We start from the raw sequence: 16,550 nt of genomic DNA on the forward strand, positions 1-16,550 counted from the left end.
GACAGGCGTGAGGAAACGGCTCACAGCCGGTGAGGTCACAACTCCCAGCGAAGCGGGGTGTCCGGGCGGTAGGCGCAGGCCCGGCCGGTGATCACGGACGCGCGCAGGTGGGCACCGAGGTCGGGATGGGCGCGGTCGATGCGGCGCAGCGCGTCGCGAATGCGGGCGGTGACCGTACTGCGGGCCCGCTCGCCGGTGTCGCCGAGGCGGCGCACCCGACCGCCGAGCCCGTACGCCCGGGCCAGCTCGTCGATCAGCGCGGCCCGCTCGGCGCCGTAACGCTCGAGGCGCCCGGCGTCGTTGTCGTCCTCGGCCTCGGCGATCTGTTCGTCGAGCTCGGCGAGCCGCTTCTTGTACGCCGCCCGGGCCCGCTGGTCGATCACCTCGTCTCCGCCGAGCTGCTGCGCCGGTGCCTCGACCCCGGCCAGCAGGCGTGCCGCCGGGATCTCCTGCCCGGGTACGGCCAGCAGCGTGGCGAGATCCCGCAGGCCCTTGGCGTCCCGGAGCTGGACACTGCGCTCGGCGTAGCGCAGTGTCCACACTTCACCCTCGCGGCGGAAGACCGCCGACGCCGGATCGGCCACCGGCTCATCGGCCAGGGCCCGCACCGTCTCGTCGTGTAATGCCCGCAGGCCCAGTTCGGCGGCGGCCTCGGCCGCGTCGGCCAGCAGCGTCCGCGCCCGGTCGTGGTCGCCGGGGCCGCCGCGGCCGCGCAGGGCGAAGCCGAGGTGGGCGCGTACCCGCGCGGCGATCGGGCGCGACGCCAGCCGCTCGGTGAGGCTCAATGCATCTTCCAGGTGGCCGACCGCGAGGTCCCAGCGCTGCTGGGCGGCTGCGGCCACTCCGAGGTAGAGCGCGACCGGCCCGAGCACACTGACCACGCCGCCCAGGACCACCATCTGCTGGGCATAGGGCAGCAGGCGTTCGTAGTAGTCGGCGCAGCGTCCGGACAGTCCGGTGGCGGCGGCCAGGTCGATGTCGAAGGCGGCGCCGGCCAGGGTCTGCGACCGGTTCGCGGACTCGTCGGTCTGCAGCGGCAACGCCCGCAGGATCTCCCCGGCGGCCCTCCGGTCGCCGCGGCCGAGCGCGACCATCGCGTGGAACAACGGCGTGAGTTCGGGGCGGACCGCTCGGTCGCCCAGTTCCGCGCGGAGCTCGGCGGCCCCGGACCACCCGGCCCGGTCCAGCGCGGCCACCAGCCGCTGGCTGGCGTGCACCCCGAAGCCCGCCGACTCGCCGATCAGGTCGGCGAACCGGGCCGCCTGCTCGCCGAGGCTGCGGGCGTCGGCGTCGCGACCGTCGAGGTGGGCGAGGGCGGCCTGCCGGGACAGTACGAGGTAGCGCGGGGTGGGCAGGTTCAGCTCGGCCGCGAGCTGCTCCAGCTCCCGGATGGCGGCCAGCGCCCGCGGGTCGGCCAGTTCCACCATGGCCACGAACCGGCAGAAGCGGGCCCGGAACATCAGGTCGGGCACGTTGCCCGCATCGGCGGCCGTGGCCATCTCGTCCGCGATCGCCAGCCGCTGCGGTGCGCTGCCCGGTGCCCAGATCACGTCGTGGCGGGCGTGCAGGCACCACGCCATCGCGGCCTTGTCGCCACTGGCGTGGGCGCTCGCACACGCCTGGTAGGCGAGCGCCGTGGCGCGCTGCGGATCGGCGCCCGGCCCGTCGTGGTGCTCCCGGGCCAGCGCCGCCAGCACCCGGGCGTACAGGGCGACCGCGGCGTCGTCGGGCACCGCCTCCAGCGCGGCGGCGGCCTGATCCAGCAGGCCGATCACGTCCCGGCGGGCGCTGTCGGAACCGGCGCCGAGCCGGTGCAGGCCGAGCGCGGCGGCACCGAGCGCCGACGGGTCCGCGGTGCTCGCCGCCAGCCGGGCCGCGTCGGTGAACCCGGCCCACGCCGCGGCGTGGTCGCCCGCGCACAGCAGGGCCTCGGCGGCACTCAGCCGTACCGGCAGGGGTACGGTCCCGCCCTGTTCGAGCAGGCGCAGCGCCTGCCGCCAGTGCCGTACCGCCTCCTCGTAGGCCAGCCGCCCCCCGGCGTGCTCGGCGGCGGCGACGGCGAACTCCGCGGCCACGGCCGGTTCGACCGCGGGTACGGCAAGCGTGTAGTGGTGGGCCAGCTCCCCGGGTGTCACGTCACCGCCGCAGGCGGCGCGCGCCCGCAGCGCGGTGGCGATCGCCAGGTGGGTCCGGGACCGGGCGTCGCCGGACAGGGCGCCGTACAGCGACTCGCGGAACAGGTCGTGGGCGAACCGGTGCCGTCCCTCACCGGCCGGGACGAGTACGCCGGCCCGCACCGCGGTCTCCGTCCGGGCGAGCGTGTCGGCGTACCCGATGCCCGCGGTCGCCGACAGCAGCGCCGCGTCGAACTCGGCCCCGATGGCCGAGGCCGTGGACAGCGTCGCGACGGTCGGCTCGGGCAGGCGGGCCATCCGGCGCAGGATGGCGTCGCCGACCACTGCGGGCAGTCCGCTGTTCGGTACCGGCGTGCAAGCCGGGCCGCCGGTCAGCCGCGACAGCTGGGTGATGAAGAACGGGTTCCCCCCGGTACGCCGGTGGACCGCCGCCACCAGCTCCGCGGCGGGCTGCCCGCCCGCCGTTCGTCGCAGCAGCTCGGCCGTCGCCTCCTGATCCAGCCCGACCAGCGACACCAGTTCCGCCTCGGGCGGCAGTGCCGCCATCAGGTCGCCGACCGGATGATCCGTACCGATTTCGGCGTCGCGGCAGGTGCCGATGAGCAGCACCCGGTCCCGCAGCACCTGCCGGGCGACGAAGCCCAGCAGCCGCACCGCCCCGGCGTCCGCCCAGTGCAGGTCGTCGAGCACCACGATCAGTGGTGCCCGCGCGGCGGCCCGCCGCAGTTCGTCGGCCACCGCGGTGAACAGCTGGAACCGCATCCCGTCCGCACCGGCGGCGGCGGTGGGCCGGTCCGCGAAGAGCGGCTCCAGATCGGACCCGCCGGTGTCCCGGGCGTCACCGGCGGCGGCGCGGACGATCTGCTGCCAGGGCCAGAAGCCGGCTACCCCGTCGCCCTCCCAGCACGCCCCCCAGGCCACCGTGGCGCCCAGACCGGCCGCATAGCCGCAGGCGTACTCGGCCAGTGCGCTCTTGCCGACGCCGGGCTCGCCGTAGATCAGGACCAGCCGCCCCCGCCCGTCGGCCATGTCGTCGACGATCCGGCGCAGCAGAGCCGTGGACGACTCTCGGCCCACGAGATCGGCGGCGGCGACGGGAACCGACACGCCGCCATTGTCGCCCACGTTCTTCGTCGACCGCGACATACACACAGTGAGGTAAATTGCGCCCAATCGTCCCATAACGCTGCATTCGCGGGCGGAGACTGCATCCGGACGGCCCGATGATCGCCACTCGCGAAGGGAGTCGACATGTCATCAGCCCGCGGTTTCCGTGTCTGCGTCACGCTGGGGGTGCTGGCTATCGTGCTCGGACCCGCCACCTCGACCCAGGCGGCGGCCCATTGCACGTCGGTCTCCGGAAGCTATGTCGAGCGGCCGGTCACCGGGCCCAGCTGCACGTCCCCGGTCGGGTTGTGCATCGAGGCGACCTACCGCGGCGACATCAGCGGTACCGCCGAGGGGCGTGCGACCGCCATCGTGCCCACCGCGGACACCCCCACGACCACGGTGCAGCTGTTCACCTCCGACTCCACCCTCACCGGCAGGACCCGGGGCCGGACCGGCACCCTGCTCATCAAGAACGCCGGCGCGTTCGCCTCCGGCGGCGACGGCTCGATCGTGGACCTGCAGACGATCACCGGAGGTACCGGATATCTCGCCGGAGTCACCGGCGCGATCCGGGCGCAGGGCACGTTCTCGTTCCCCGGAGGCGGGCGTTCCCGCTACACCGGCACCGTGTGTTTCCACTAGCGTGACCACCCGGCGCTACGAGGTCCTGCTACCGGCCGAGTTCAACGACGGCCGGCTCGTCATGGACTCCTGCCCCAGATGCGTACCGGATTCGCTGAAGGAGGTCGGTGACACCTTCGGCGCGTTCACGTTCCGGCCCGACGCCGCCCTGGGCAACTGGACCGCGGACGGCCGCCGCTACCAGGACCGGCTGTTCGCGCTGGTGGTCGACGTCGACGACACCGCGGAGCACCGGGCCTGGATCGCCCATTTCAAGACCCACCTGCTGCAACGATTCGAGCAGCTGGAGATCTACGTGACCAGCTACCTGATCGAGGTGCACTGACCGGGAGCCGGGGGTGTACCCGACTCCCGGCCGACCGCTCAGCGGCACACCCTCCCGGTGTTGATGCACGCGGCGATGCGCTGCATCGTCCGGGTGGAGTTGACGTTGACGAAGTCGTTGTGGTCGGAGAACGGGTTGTGGTTCTCCTCGGGGAACGAGTCGAGCGCGTACTGCCCCTTCACCTGCACGTCGCGGGGAATGTCGTACGAGATGGTGATCCGAAGCTGCGGGATGGCGACGAACCCGGCGGGGCAGGCGCCGGTGGCCTTGTCGGCGAACGCGACGTGCCGACGGTGGTTGTCGCTGTCGACGTTCCTGCCGTCCCAGCAGCCGGGGAAGTCCTGCACCCGCTGTACCTGGCTGCCCGCCGGGCAGATCGGGTACTTGTCGGAGAGCCGGTCGGTGAAGCCGGAGCAGGTCCAGGTGGCGCGGGCGTTGGCCGGGCCGCGGCTGGTGGGCTTGGCATCGCCGGTCAGCTCGCGCAGGAACTTCGGCATGGGCACGACCCTGCCGGTGGCGTTGCCCCGGTACTCGATGAGGACCTTCGCCGGGCGGACGATGCCGCCGGTGTTGCCGGGCAGCTCCAGGTCGGGTCCCTGCGGGTCGGGCAGCGGCGCGGGGCTGGCCGTGGGCGTACCGCTCGGCGGGGCGGGCGTGCCGGTGGCCGGGCCGGTAGCGGGTGTCCGGCTCAGGATGCAGGACGCGAGGGCGTCGAGGCCATGCGGTCGAGCCGCCTGCCGGCCGATGGCGTTGGCGATGCGGTCGAGCACGGCGCTCCGCTTGGCGCGCAGGGGCCCGAGGATCGCGTTGTCGATGAAGTCCGGGCCGCCCTGGCCGCGGGCGGTGACGAGGCGTTCGTTCGCCTCGGAGATCTGCCGGTCGAGTTGGTCGAGGTTGCGGTTCACCTCGGCGAGGACCGGTGCGGGCACGCCGGGCAGCTTGTCGCGGGCGCCCGGGCACCGTACCTGCGGGGTCGCCGCCCGGGCGGCCTGGACGCTGGCGGCGTGCGAGCCGCCCGGCATCGCGGCGTGCATCCCGTCGTAGCTGACGTCACAGTCGACCAGGGAGACCAGGCCGGTGGGCCGGGTGCCGCCGGCCGTACCGATGCTGGCGCTGATGCTCTGGATCAGGGCTGCCCGGCGCGAGCGCAGCCCGTCGAGGATCCGGTTGTTGAGGGCCGCGTCGATGCGGCCCCGGCTGGTGGCCATCCGCTGGTTCGCGGTGGCTTCCAGGCGGCCCAGCTCGGCGAGGCGGCGAACGACGACGGCCCGGACCTCGGCGGGCACGGCGGGGAGCCGGTCACCGACCCGGGGGCAGGCGATCACCGGCTGAGTCCGGGCGAGTGCCTGCCGGACCTGGCTGCCGCTGCGGACGGACCGGTCGATGCGGACCACCGGCCAGAAGTACGACGACCGGTCGCCGTTGCGGCATGTGGTGCCGGAGGCGGCGAGGTCGGCGTCGGACGAGTTCGCGGTGATGGCCAGGTTGCCGACGAAGTCGTGCAGGTGTTCGGCGCCGTTGCGGATGCCGGGCTGGGCCACGGGGTTGTCCGGGCTGAACTTGCCGTTGCCGTTGGTGCCGCAGTCGACGGTGAAGCGGCCGGTCGACGCGCCGCGCGACGGCTTCGGGCCGCGCACGTTCGGCGGGACCTTCTGGATCGGGACGTACTGGTCGAGCGTGGTGGCGGCGTCCGCGGTGCCCTTGCCTCCGCTGGACACGAACGTGACGGTGAGCGCCGCGGTGGCTGCCAGCACCGCCGCCACCAGGGCCAGCCTGGTCGGCCGGGACTCCAGCCAGGGCTGCTTCTCCCTGCGGTTCATGGGTTCTCCTCATGCTCGTGAGAGGCCGGCTTCGATCGCGTGCCGGCGCCATCGGGTACGGCCCGCGATGCGCCGGACGGTCGAGGAAGGACGGGTACGTCATCGTTCGGTAAGAAGTCCCAGGGATGGGCCGGACGTGTCTTACCAGGTCGTCAACAGCAGGTGATTGACCGTCAGGGCCACGGCCGCCTGCGCGGCCAGCCACGTCCGCCGGTCGGCCACAGGGATCAGGACGGCGCCGGCCATGAGCCATCCGGTGAACGGCAGCCAGATGCGTTCCACCTCGGCCTTGCTGTAGCCGGACAGGTCGGCGGCGACGATGGCCGTGGCGGCCGCGAGCGGGAGCAGCCAGCGACCGTGCCCGCTGCCCGGGACCGACCGGATCGTGTTCCTGCGGGGGCTGTCCCGCCGCTGTCCCGTCATCGCCCGCCCTGCGGCCCGGGCCCCCATCCGGTGACCGCGCCTGCCGGTCCACCACGCACCTGTGGGGTCCACTGTGGAGCGCCACCCTGCGGATGTCGCACGGCGCATGATGACCGCGGCAGCCGGGCCCGCGGCCACGCTCAGGACCGCGAGGTCGGCCCATACCCAGTAGCCGTAGGGACGGCGGCTGGCCAAGCCCTGGTAGTAGCGCTCGATGACGAGGTGATAACCGGTCGGCCAGCCGAACCCGGCGGCGGTGAACCCGGCCGCGACCAGGGCCGCACCGGCAAGGGCCCACCAGGCGGTGCGCCGACCGCGCCCGGCCAGGATTCCGACCGCCGCGACGATCGGGGCCATGAGGACCAGGCCGTAGGACAGGTAACAACCGAAGGCCAACAGCATGCCACCGGCCAGCGCGCCGCCCGCGGACCTGCGGGTGACACCGTGTGCCAGCAGGGCGATGCCCGCGGCGGTCACTCCGGCGAACAGGCCGTCCGCCGACACTCCAGACCAGACGGCCCCGGGAAACAACACCGCGAACGGCACCGCAGCACGGGCCGCTGCGCCGGTGCCGAGCAGCCGTACCGTGTGCGGCACGGCAACCGCGACGAGCGCGGCCGCCAGAACGCAGAGCCCACCGGCCCAGCCACCGCCGCCCAGACCGGCCCGGTCGAGCCAGACGAAGACCAGCAGGGCCCCGGGTGGGTGTCCGGCCACATGCGTGGTCCACGAGTCCGGCTGGAAGTCGAGGATCCGCCCGGCGAAGCCGCGCACCATCGCGGGAATACTGGTGACGCCAGGCACCTCGTGCAGGTACTCGTAGCGGGTGGTCAGCCTGCCCGCGATGCCGCGCTGCCAGCCGTCGATCAGGGCCAGCGACAGTGTCCAGGCCACGGCGGTGGCATACGACAGAGCGAGCAGCTTCCGCCAGCGCAGACGGGCCGCCAGGGCAGGGCCGTGCCAGCAGACCAGTACGGCCACCGTCACCGCCAGCGGCGTGCCGGGTCCGATGTGGGGCAGCCAATGAGCGAACAGCGGTGCCGCGCCGGCATGCACGGGACGCCCCACCAGGTGCAGCGTCGCGCCGACGACCGCGGACGTGGCGAACAGACCCAGGGCGACCGCTGCGGCGATCAGGTCGGCCCGCGGGGGCCGGTTCCAGCCACCGCCGCCAGCCCCACGGGCGCCTTCCGCCCAGCGCCAGTTCGCCCCGCTGCGGCGACGATCAGTCGATCCGGCGCTTCGGCGGCGCCGCCGGGCGGGGACCGGTGCCCTCATCCGCGCAGTGGTGCGTGGGCGAACTCCGCGATGCCGTCGGCGAGGCGGATCCGGGCCCGGAAGCCGAGTTCGGATTCGGCGCGGGCCGGTGAGGCGACGACATGGCGTACGTCGCCGAGCCGGAACTCGCCCGTGACCACCGGGGCCGGGCCGTCGGCTGCCCGCGCCAGCCCGGCGGCCAGCTCGCCGATGGTGGCCGGGTGCCCGGAGGCGATGTTGTACGCCCGCCAGCCGGTGCGCGTCCCGGTCGCCGTCACGGCGGCGACGTTCGCCGCCGCCACGTCGCGGACGTGCACGAAGTCCCGGCGCTGGCCGCCGTCCTCGAACACGCGCGGTGCGCGCCCGGCCTCCAGCGCGGACCGGAAGATCGCGGCCACCCCGCTGTACGGGGTGTCGCGCGGCATCCCCGGCCCGTACACGTTGTGGTATCGCAGCGCGACCACGGTGCCGCCGGTCTGCCGGGCCCACGCCGAAGTGAGGTGTTCCTGGGCGGCCTTGGTGGCGGCGTACCCGCTGCGCGGGTCCAGCGGGGCGGCCTCGCCGACCGGCCCCGGTTCCAGGGCGGATCCGCAGTCGGCGCAGAGGGGCTCGAACTGGCCGGTGGCCAGGTCGGCGACGGCGCGGGGTGCGGGCCGTGCCGGACCGTGTCGCGGGCACGCGTAGGCGCCCTCGCCGTAGACGACCATGGAACTGGCCAGCACGAGCCGGTGGATGCCCGCGCGGGCCATCTCGGCCAGCAGGACGGCGGTGCCGAGGTCGTTGCAGCCGACGTACTCGGGCAGGTCGTCGAGGTCGACGCCGAGCCCGACCATGGCCGCCTGATGGACCACCACGTCGACGCCGGTCAGCGCCTCGGCGACGGCGGCCCGGTCGCGCAGGTCGCCCCGGTGCAGCGCGGCGCCGCCCACCGGGTCCGGCAGCGGGGCGCGGTGGGCGCCGGGATGACCACAGTCCATGATGGACACGTGATGGCCGGTGTCGTGCAGGGCCGCGACGACATGGGTTCCGATGAAACCGGCTCCGCCGGTCACGAGTATGCGGGTCACCCACCGACGGTAGGGCCGGATGGGGCCCGGGGACCCCGGCCGGGATCAGCCGTCAGCGGTTCGTAAGAACCACCGGCCACGTCACCGTTCCGTAAGGGTTCGTCATCGCCGCGTAAGCCCTTCCCCGCCGGATCGTGGCTAGCGTCCAGCGTCATGACCGATGTGGTACTGCCCTGCCGGGACGAGGCTGCCGCCCTGCCGGCGTTGCTGGCCCGGATGCCGGCCGGGTACCGGCCGATCGTGGTGGACAACGGTTCGACCGACGGCTCGGCCGCGGTGGCCCGGGCCCACGGCGCCGAGGTGATCAGCGTGGCCGAACCCGGGTACGGCGCCGCCGTGCACGCCGGCGTCCTGGCGGCCGACCCGGACGACGGGGTGATCTGCGTGATGGACGCCGACGGCTCCTTCGACCCCGCGCGGCTGCCCGCCCTGGCCGTCCCCGTCCGGACCGGCGCGGTGCAGCTGTGCACCGGCCGCCGCCGCCCGGCCACGCGCGCGGCGTGGCCGCCACACGCCCGGGCCGCCAACGCCGCCCTCGCCTGGCGGCTACGCCGCACGACCGGCCTGCCCGTGCACGACATCGGGCCGGTCCGGGCCGTACGCCGCGACGACCTGCTGGCGCTGGGACTGCGCGACCGCCGATTCGGCTACCCGCTGGAACTGCTGATCGCGGCCGGGCGGGCGGGCTGGCGCGTGGTGGAGGTCGACGTCGACTACCACCCTCGCGCCGCCGGCACCCGCTCCAAGGTCACCGGCACGGTGCTCGGCACGCTGCGCGCGGTGCGGGACATGAGCGTGGTGCTGGCCCGATGACGCGTACCGGGTGCCGCGCCGTGACCTCGACACTCACCGGCGGCTCATCCCCGCAACCCCAGATCCTGCTGCTGGCGAAGGCGCCGGTGCCCGGACGGGTCAAGACGCGGCTCTGCCCGCCGTGTACCCCCGCCCAGGCGGCCCGGATCGCCGCCGCGTCCCTGGCCGACACGCTCGGGACCGTCTCCGCCACCACGGCGGGCGCCCGCGTCCTCGTGGTCGACGGCCGGTATCCGGCCCCGCCGGGCTGGACGACGCTGGCCCAGCGCGGTGGCCCGCTCAGCGACCGCCTGGCCAGCGCGTTCGCGGACACCCGGACGCCGCGGAGGCCAGCCCTGCTGATCGGCATGGACACGCCCCAGCTCACCCCCGGGCTGCTCGGCGCGGCCCTGAACCTGCTCGGCGTCGCCGACGGCCCGGACGCGGTGCTCGGCCCGGCCGCCGACGGCGGCTGGTGGGCGCTGGGCCTGCGCGACCCGGCTCACGCCGAGGCATTGCGCACGGTCCCCACCTCGACGGCGACCACCGGACGGCGGACGCTGGCCGCGCTGAGGGCTCGCGGTCTGCGGGTGCACGTGCTGCCCCACCTGCGCGATGTCGACACCGCAGCCGACGCGAGCACCGTGGCCGCGCTGTGCCCGCCCGCCAGCCGGTTCGCCAGCGTGGTCGCCGCCGAGATCCCGGCGGGCGCCGGGTGAACCCCGTCGCCGTCTTCGACACCGCCATCACCCGGGCGGCGGCGGGCCGCCCGGCTGCGTTCACCGCCCGGCACGCCGGCGGCGGAGTGCACCGTTTCGACCCAGCCGCCTGGTGCCAGGACTCGATCGCCGGAGATGCGGCACTGCTCGCGCGCTGCACCGGACCCACGCTTGACGTCGGCTGCGGTCCCGGCCGCCTCACCAGCGCCCTGAGCGGGGTGGGCCGGCCCGCGCTCGGCATCGACATCAGCGCGGCGGCGGTGCGCATCGCCCGCGGCCGCGGCGCGACCGCGCTGCACCGCGACGTCTACGAACCGGTGCCCGGCACCGGCCGCTGGCGGCACCTGCTGCTGGCAGACGGCAACATCGGCATCGGCGGCGACCCGCTCCGGCTGCTGCGCCGCTGCCGCCGGCTGCTCGCCCCGACCGGGCACCTGCACGCGGAACTGGCGCCGCCCGGCACCCCGCCCTGGTCCGGTACGGCCACGGTGCAGGCCCCCACCGGAGCCGACATGGCCCTGGACTGGGCCTGTGTACCTCTCGACGACCTCTCCGCGCTGGCCGCGGAAACGGCGCTGCGCATCCTCGGCACCTGGACGGAGGCAGGACGATGGTTCGCCACCCTGACACCCCGCTGAACGGCCGCCCCGCCGGGCCGCGGCAGCCATCCCGTTGGTGGCGCGGGTGGGTGACGGCGAAGCGGTGGGCGCTGACGCCGCTGCCCGCGCCACCGGCCGCACTGCGGCGAGGACCGATGCGCCCGGACGCCTTCCGCTCACCGCTGCGCTCGACGCGGTTGACCAGCCAGCTCGGCGTCGCGCTCGGCGCGGCGTTCGGCGTCTGCCTGCTCACCGGGGTGCTCAGCCACCTGATCCAGCACCCGCCGGGCTGGTTTGCCTGGCCGTCGCGCCCGGTGGGGCTCTACCGGGTGACGCAGGGCGTCCACGTGGCGACCGGCCTCGCCTCGGTGCCACTGCTCGGCGTCAAGCTGTGGTCGGTCTACCCGCGCCTGTTCACCTGGCCGCCGGTCCGGTCGATCGCGCACGCGGCCGAACGCGCAAGCGTCGCGGTGCTGGTCGCCGCGGCACTGTTCCAGGTGGTCAGCGGCGTGCTGAACACGTCGCGGTGGTATGCGCCGATGCCGTTCTTCTTCACCGCCGGGCACTACTGGGTGGCCTGGCTGGCGGCCGGTGCGCTGCTGGTGCACGTCGGCGTCCAGCTCCCGGTCGTCGCGGGGGCCCTCACCCGCCGCGGTCCGGAGGGCCGCCGTGCTGCGGAAGGCCGCCGCGCTCCCGAAGGCCGCCCCGGCTCGGTGCCCCGCCCATCCCCGGAGCCGTCCGCGGCTGGGCTGAGCCGGCGAGGGCTGCTCACGGCGACCGCCGCCGCGGCGGGGGTGATCACCGTGACGACGGTCGGGCAGACGCTCCGGCCCTTGTCCGGTCTGGCGGTGCTCGCCCCGCGACGGCCCGACACCGGACCACAGCGCGTGCCGGTGAATAGGACCGGGGACGGTGCCGGGGTGCGCGCCGCGGCGCTGGATCCGGCGTACCGGCTGCTGGTCGCCGGGCCCGGCGGGCAGGTCAGCCTGGACCTGGCCGCCCTCACGGCGCTGCCGCAGCACACGGCCGAGCTGCCGATCGCGTGCGTGGAGGGCTGGAGCGCGACCGCGACGTGGACCGGCGTGCGGCTGCGGGACCTGGTGACGCTCGTGGGTGCCGACCCGGACCGGTCCACCGTTCTGGTCGAGTCGTTGCAGGCGGCGGGCCGCTACCGCGCCTCGACCGTGCCGCCACAGCACACCCGCGACCCCTTGACGCTGATCGCGCTGCGCGTGGGCGGCGAACCCCTGCACCTCGACCATGGCTACCCGGCGCGGCTGATCGCCCCGAACCGGCCCGGCGTCCTGCAGACCAAATGGATCGGCAAGATCACCGTAGGGGCGCCACGATGAGGGCCCGGACCGCCCTGGTCACCGCCGGGATCATGATCATGGGGTACGCCGTCGGCGGAGCCCTCAACGACCCCGGCCTGGATCCCGGCGGCGTGCTGCTCTTCCTGGCCGCCGTACTGATCGGCCACGACGCCGTCTGGATGCCGGCCGTCCTGGCCGTCGGCGGCGCGCTGGCCCGATTCGTCCCACCCCGGCGCCGGAAGGCGGCACTATCCGGCGCGATTGTCGCCGCCGCGCTCACGGTGGTGGCGATTCCGCTCGTCCTGGGCTTCGGACGCCCCGCCGACAACCCCTCGGCATTGCCCCTGCCATATGGCCGAAATCTCGGCGCCGTGCTACTGCTCATCGCCGGCGCGACGCTGCTGGCGCGCCGGTGGCCCGCCCGGGAGTCCGCAGGCCGTAAGGATTCCGAAAGGCCCGGTGACGACGGTCCGGGACCCGGGGATGGGTAGCGTGGCCCGGGTGGGACATCGGGTACTGGTGGTCGACGACGATCCGACGGTGAGCGACGTCGTCCGGCGCTATCTGGAACAGGCCGGCTGCGAGGTCCGGCTGGCCGCCGACGGCGCCGACGGGCTCGCCGCGATCGCCGCCGAGCGGCCCGATCTCGTCGTACTCGACCTGATGATGCCCGGCATCGACGGCCTGGAGGTGTGCCGCCGGGTCCGGCGGCAGCTGCCCGGCCTGCCGGTGGTCATGCTCACCGCCCTCGGCGAGGAGGCCGACCGCATCCTCGGGCTCGAGGTCGGCGCCGACGACTACGTGACCAAACCGTTCTCCCCTCGGGAACTCGTGCTGCGCATCCGCTCGGTGCTGCGCCGCACCGGCGGGCACAACACACCTCCCGTCGCGCCCGCGCGGCTGACCGACGCGGAGCTCACCGTCGACACCGCGCGGCGCATCGCCCAGCTCGACGGGGCGCCGCTGGCGCTGACCGTCCGCGAGTTCGATCTGCTGGTCTTCCTCATGCACCACCCCGGCCACGCGTGGTCGCGCGCCCAGCTGCTGGACAAGGTCTGGGGGTGGCAGTTCGGCGACCAGTCCACGGTCACCGTCCACGTCCGACGGCTGCGGGAGAAGATCGAGCAGGATCCGGCCGAACCCCGCCGCATCCGCACCGTCTGGGGCGTCGGCTACCGGTACGACCCGCTCGACGAGGGAGCCGGCCGGTGAAGGACATGCTGCTCATCGGGCTCTACGCCCTCGCCGCCGGGGGCGTGGTCGGACTGGCCGGAGCGGGGGCGCTGCGGCTGCTGCGCGGGCGCTCGATCCTCGTACACATCCTGGTGTTGTTGGTGGTCACCGTGCTGGCCGTGGTCGCCGGTGTCGCCACGGTCGCCAGGGCCATGTTCCTGTCCGGGCACGATCTGTTCGTCGTGCTGGTCACGGTCAGCGCCGCCGCGGTGATCAGCCTCGCCGTCGGGGCGGTCTTCGGCAGGCGGCTGGCGGCCGCCGCGGTCTGGGCGCAGGCGGCCCGGGAGCGGGAGCGGCGGCTGGAGGCCGGACGCCGCGAACTCGTCGCGTGGGTGTCGCACGACCTGCGTACGCCGCTGGCCGGGCTGCGGGCGATGGCCGAGGCCCTGGAGGACCGCATCATCGACGACCAGGCCACGGTCGACGAGTACCACCGGCGGATCCGGGTCGAGACCGGCCGCATGACCCAGCTCGTCGACGACCTGTTCGAGCTGTCCCGGATCAACGCCGGCGCCCTGCGCCTGGTGCCCACCACGGTGCCGTTGCGCGACGTGGTGTCCGACGCGATCGCGGGCGTCGCCCCGCTGGCCGCTCGCCGCAAGATCCACCTGGTCGCCGCGGACAGTGGCTGGCCCCTGGTCCGTGCCGGCGAACGCGAACTCGGCCGGATAGTCAGCAACCTCCTGATCAACTCCGTCCGGTACACGCCGGAGGACGGCACCGTGCAGATCACCGCCGGTCACGGACGCGACAACGTGTGGCTGGCCGTCGCCGACACCTGCGGGGGCATCCCCGACGACGACCTGCACCGGGTCTTCGACGTGGCCTTCCGCGGCGAGCGTTCCCGCACACCGGGAGCCGCCGGCTCCGGCGGTGGGGGAGGGCTCGGCCTGGCGATCGTGCGTGGCCTGGTGGAGGCACATGGGGGACAGGTGGCGGTGCGCAACACCGAGCGCGGATGCCGGTTCGAAGTGCGCCTCCCGGCCGCTTGATCAAGTACCGACCGGCTCGGGGACGACTGTCCACGATGTGCGCAGCGGCCATCGCCGTCATGCGGGGCTGTGCGCCACGCCGCGGTCCGCGCGTTCCAGGTCCCCACTCACTCGAAGCGGTCAACGATCTTCGAAAGCCTCGTGGCCATGGCCGCGGGCCGAGCATTCTGGACGGTGATGTCACGCCTACCGGGAAGGGCAACGATGCGACGTCTTGCCATGCTTGCTTGTGGACTCGTCATGGTGGTGGGTCCGACAGGTCTCGCCACCCCCGCCCACGGTGCAGCGTCTGCCGGGGCCTCGTCGCGTCATGCGGTGTTCGTTCAGCTCAACGACCCCGGCGGCAACAGCGTGCAGGCATATCAACGGGCGCGGAATGGCACCCTCACACCGGCGGGCCGCTATCCCACCGGGGGCAGAGGTGGCACGGAGCTGCAGGCTACGGTGGACCCGCTGGCATCACAGGGATCGCTGGTCTACGACGCGCCCCATCACCGGCTGTACGCCGTCAACGCCGGCAGCGACACCCTGACGGTCTTCGACGCCGACGGAACACGCCTCGTGCGCCGCCAGGTGGTGGGTTCCGGCGGCGCGTTCCCGGTCAGCATCGCCGTACGTGGTGACCTGCTGTACGCGCTCAACGCCGGCGCCGACGGCTCGGTGCAGGGCTTCAAGATCACCCGGACGGGTCTGGCGCCCCTGTCGTACGCGCATCGCTCCCTGCGCCTGGGCAATGCGAACCCCCCGGTGTTCATCAGCGCCCCGGCCCAGGTCGGCATCAGCCCGGACGCCCGCCACCTTGTCGTCACCACCAAGAACCACAACACGATCGACGTGTTCGCCCTGAACCGCGACGGACGCCCGTACGGTGACGTCGTCGCCACAGCCACCCTCACCCCCGTGCCCTTCGCGTTCCATTTCACCCGGCAGGGCATCGTCGTCACCGAAGTGGGCACCTCAGCCGTGACGCACTACCGGCTCCATGCCGACGGGACGCTGACCCCGTTCAGCTCGGTGACCGACGGCCAGGTGGCACTGTGCTGGATCCAGGCCCTGGCCGGCCGGCTGTACGGTGCCAACGCCGGCAGCGGTAACGTCTCCGCGTTCGAGCTCAGCGCCACAGGCCGGGTCACCTTGTCGCGCCGCGCCGGGGGAGTCGCGGCCAGCCCGGGCGGCGCGCCGATCGACATGACCGCCAGCGGCGGTTATCTGTATGTGCAGAATTCCGGCGTCGGCCGGATCGACGGCTACCGGGCGGCCGCAGACGGCAGCCTGACCCGGATCGGCGCCGTCACCGGACTGCCCGTCGCGGCCCATGGCGCAGGGATGGAGGGCATTGCGGCCAGCTGACCGGGACGGACGCCTCACATCCGCGATCTCAGTACGTCGAACTCGCAGCCTGGCGAGGACGGGTCGAAGCCGTGTTCGATCAGCCAGCGGGACGCCAGCAGGCTGCGCAACGACCACCAGGCGCGGATCACGTCCCGGTCGACGTCGGTGCCGTAACCGGCGAGGAGCTCGCCGAGCCGTTCCTCGTGCCCGAGGGTCAGGGTGGCCAGGTCGAACAGCGCATCGCCGGGGGCCGCCTCGGACCAGTCGATCACACCGGTGACCTCGTCGCCGTCGGTGAAGACGTGGGTGATCTGCAGGTCGCCGTGCATGAACACCGGCGTCCACGGCCGAATCGCGGCCTCGGCTATCTCGCGGTTACGGTCGACCAGGTCGGCTGGCAGGACGCCGCTGTCGACGAGCCAGGCGCATTCGCGCTCGAGCTCCGCGTCCAGCCCGATGAGCTTCTTGCCGGTCCACGGCGGCGGTGGCGCGTCGTGCAGCTTCCGGATCGCCGCGCCCGCCGCGGCCCACGCGGCCGGTGACGCGGGCGACGGCTCGCCGAGACGGCCGAGGGCCTGGCCGGCAACGGCGGCGATCGCGAGGACGGGCGGCTTGCGCCACAGAACCTCGGGGGTCGGGACGGGCGCCAGCCGCATCGCCTCGACCTCGACATCGATGCGCGCCTGATCGCCGTCGACCTTCAGGAACACGTCGCCGACGCGCAGGGTGGCGCGTTCGTCATGGGCGACGACGACCGTGACCTCATCCACACCGGCCATCATCTCGGACTG

The 16,550-nt window shown here is 73.9% G+C and carries 15 protein-coding genes; 10 read left to right on the forward strand and 5 right to left on the reverse strand.

What is annotated here, in order from left to right; translation table 11 throughout:
- Window positions 1–35: 35 nt before the first annotated feature.
- Window positions 36–3,242 carry an ATP-binding protein gene (locus ACMCNO_RS14075; RefSeq protein WP_412749866.1) on the reverse strand — a complete coding sequence of 1,069 codons (3,207 nt, stop codon included), beginning with the start codon at window positions 3,240–3,242 and terminating at the stop codon, window positions 36–38.
- Window positions 3,243–3,386: 144 nt separating this feature from the next.
- Between ACMCNO_RS14075 and ACMCNO_RS14080 the strand changes: the two genes are divergently transcribed.
- Together ACMCNO_RS14080 and ACMCNO_RS14085 are read left to right on the forward strand one after the other, a co-directional pair.
- On the forward strand, window positions 3,387–3,887 hold the full coding sequence (locus ACMCNO_RS14080) for a DUF3224 domain-containing protein (protein ID WP_412749867.1): 501 nt from the start codon (window positions 3,387–3,389) through the stop codon (window positions 3,885–3,887).
- Window position 3,888: 1 nt separating this feature from the next.
- A complete protein-coding gene (locus ACMCNO_RS14085; protein WP_412749868.1) occupies window positions 3,889–4,212 on the forward strand; it encodes a hypothetical protein in 324 nt (107 codons plus the stop codon).
- A 38-nt stretch (window positions 4,213–4,250) separates the two neighbouring features.
- On the opposite strand, the gene ACMCNO_RS14090 is transcribed toward ACMCNO_RS14085, so the two are convergent.
- The 3 genes from ACMCNO_RS14090 to ACMCNO_RS14100 form a co-directional block, all read right to left on the reverse strand.
- Entirely contained in the window at window positions 4,251–6,032 is a 1,782-nt protein-coding gene (locus tag ACMCNO_RS14090) for a DUF1996 domain-containing protein (RefSeq protein WP_412749869.1), read from the reverse strand.
- Window positions 6,033–6,173: 141 nt separating this feature from the next.
- On the reverse strand, window positions 6,174–7,733 hold the full coding sequence (locus ACMCNO_RS14095; RefSeq protein ID WP_412749870.1) for a hypothetical protein: 1,560 nt from the start codon (window positions 7,731–7,733) through the stop codon (window positions 6,174–6,176).
- Window positions 7,730–8,779 carry an NAD-dependent epimerase/dehydratase family protein gene (locus ACMCNO_RS14100; RefSeq protein WP_412749871.1) on the reverse strand — a complete coding sequence of 350 codons (1,050 nt, stop codon included), beginning with the start codon at window positions 8,777–8,779 and terminating at the stop codon, window positions 7,730–7,732. Before ACMCNO_RS14100 ends, ACMCNO_RS14095 begins: the two co-directional genes overlap by 4 nt.
- 153 nt (window positions 8,780–8,932) lie before the next feature.
- Between ACMCNO_RS14100 and ACMCNO_RS14105 the strand changes: the two genes are divergently transcribed.
- From ACMCNO_RS14105 to ACMCNO_RS14140, 8 genes are all read left to right on the forward strand, one after another.
- Entirely contained in the window at window positions 8,933–9,592 is a 660-nt protein-coding gene (locus ACMCNO_RS14105) for a glycosyltransferase family 2 protein (protein ID WP_412749872.1), read from the forward strand.
- 20 nt (window positions 9,593–9,612) lie between these two features.
- The gene (locus ACMCNO_RS14110; protein ID WP_412749873.1) at window positions 9,613–10,290 is read left to right on the forward strand and encodes a DUF2064 domain-containing protein; all 678 of its coding nucleotides are present in this window, start codon (window positions 9,613–9,615) and stop codon (window positions 10,288–10,290) included.
- Window positions 10,287–10,928: a methyltransferase domain-containing protein gene (locus ACMCNO_RS14115; RefSeq protein WP_412749874.1), complete on the forward strand. Its 642-nt coding sequence runs from the start codon at window positions 10,287–10,289 to the stop codon at window positions 10,926–10,928. The genes ACMCNO_RS14110 and ACMCNO_RS14115 overlap by 4 nt, the downstream gene beginning before the upstream one ends.
- On the forward strand, window positions 10,901–12,241 hold the full coding sequence (locus ACMCNO_RS14120; RefSeq protein ID WP_412749875.1) for a molybdopterin-dependent oxidoreductase: 1,341 nt from the start codon (window positions 10,901–10,903) through the stop codon (window positions 12,239–12,241). The genes ACMCNO_RS14115 and ACMCNO_RS14120 overlap by 28 nt, the downstream gene beginning before the upstream one ends.
- Window positions 12,238–12,693: a hypothetical protein gene (locus ACMCNO_RS14125; RefSeq protein ID WP_412749876.1), complete on the forward strand. Its 456-nt coding sequence runs from the start codon at window positions 12,238–12,240 to the stop codon at window positions 12,691–12,693. Before ACMCNO_RS14120 ends, ACMCNO_RS14125 begins: the two co-directional genes overlap by 4 nt.
- A complete protein-coding gene (locus ACMCNO_RS14130; protein ID WP_412753698.1) occupies window positions 12,686–13,414 on the forward strand; it encodes a response regulator transcription factor in 729 nt (242 codons plus the stop codon). Before ACMCNO_RS14125 ends, ACMCNO_RS14130 begins: the two co-directional genes overlap by 8 nt.
- The gene (locus ACMCNO_RS14135; protein WP_412749877.1) at window positions 13,411–14,427 is read left to right on the forward strand and encodes a sensor histidine kinase; all 1,017 of its coding nucleotides are present in this window, start codon (window positions 13,411–13,413) and stop codon (window positions 14,425–14,427) included. The genes ACMCNO_RS14130 and ACMCNO_RS14135 overlap by 4 nt, the downstream gene beginning before the upstream one ends.
- Window positions 14,428–14,742: 315 nt before the next feature.
- Window positions 14,743–15,777, forward strand: a complete 1,035-nt coding sequence (locus ACMCNO_RS14140) for a lactonase family protein (RefSeq protein ID WP_412749878.1) — start codon at window positions 14,743–14,745, stop codon at window positions 15,775–15,777.
- A gap of 14 nt (window positions 15,778–15,791) precedes the next feature.
- Here the strand turns inward: ACMCNO_RS14140 and ACMCNO_RS14145 are convergent, their stop codons facing one another.
- The gene (locus ACMCNO_RS14145) at window positions 15,792–16,538 is read right to left on the reverse strand and encodes a phosphotransferase family protein (RefSeq protein ID WP_412753699.1); all 747 of its coding nucleotides are present in this window, start codon (window positions 16,536–16,538) and stop codon (window positions 15,792–15,794) included.
- Window positions 16,539–16,550: the final 12 nt, after the last annotated feature.

Source organism: Krasilnikovia sp. M28-CT-15, assembly GCF_047159595.1.
Taxonomy (GTDB): Bacteria; Actinomycetota; Actinomycetes; order Mycobacteriales; family Micromonosporaceae; genus Actinoplanes.

Excerpts from the sequence above, each read along its gene's own strand:
- ACMCNO_RS14080 (WP_412749867.1), top strand. The coding sequence starts at position 3,387 with ATGTCATCAGCCCGCGGTTTCCGTGTCTGCGTCACGCTGGGGGTGCTG.
- ACMCNO_RS14090 (WP_412749869.1), bottom strand. The coding sequence starts at position 6,032 with ATGAACCGCAGGGAGAAGCAGCCCTGGCTGGAGTCCCGGCCGACCAGG.
- ACMCNO_RS14095 (WP_412749870.1), bottom strand. The coding sequence starts at position 7,733 with ATGAGGGCACCGGTCCCCGCCCGGCGGCGCCGCCGAAGCGCCGGATCG.
- ACMCNO_RS14105 (WP_412749872.1), top strand. The coding sequence starts at position 8,933 with ATGACCGATGTGGTACTGCCCTGCCGGGACGAGGCTGCCGCCCTGCCG.
- ACMCNO_RS14120 (WP_412749875.1), top strand. The coding sequence starts at position 10,901 with ATGGTTCGCCACCCTGACACCCCGCTGAACGGCCGCCCCGCCGGGCCG.
- ACMCNO_RS14125 (WP_412749876.1), top strand. The coding sequence starts at position 12,238 with ATGAGGGCCCGGACCGCCCTGGTCACCGCCGGGATCATGATCATGGGG.
- ACMCNO_RS14130 (WP_412753698.1), top strand. The coding sequence starts at position 12,686 with ATGGGTAGCGTGGCCCGGGTGGGACATCGGGTACTGGTGGTCGACGAC.
- ACMCNO_RS14145 (WP_412753699.1), bottom strand. The coding sequence starts at position 16,538 with ATGGCCGGTGTGGATGAGGTCACGGTCGTCGTCGCCCATGACGAACGC.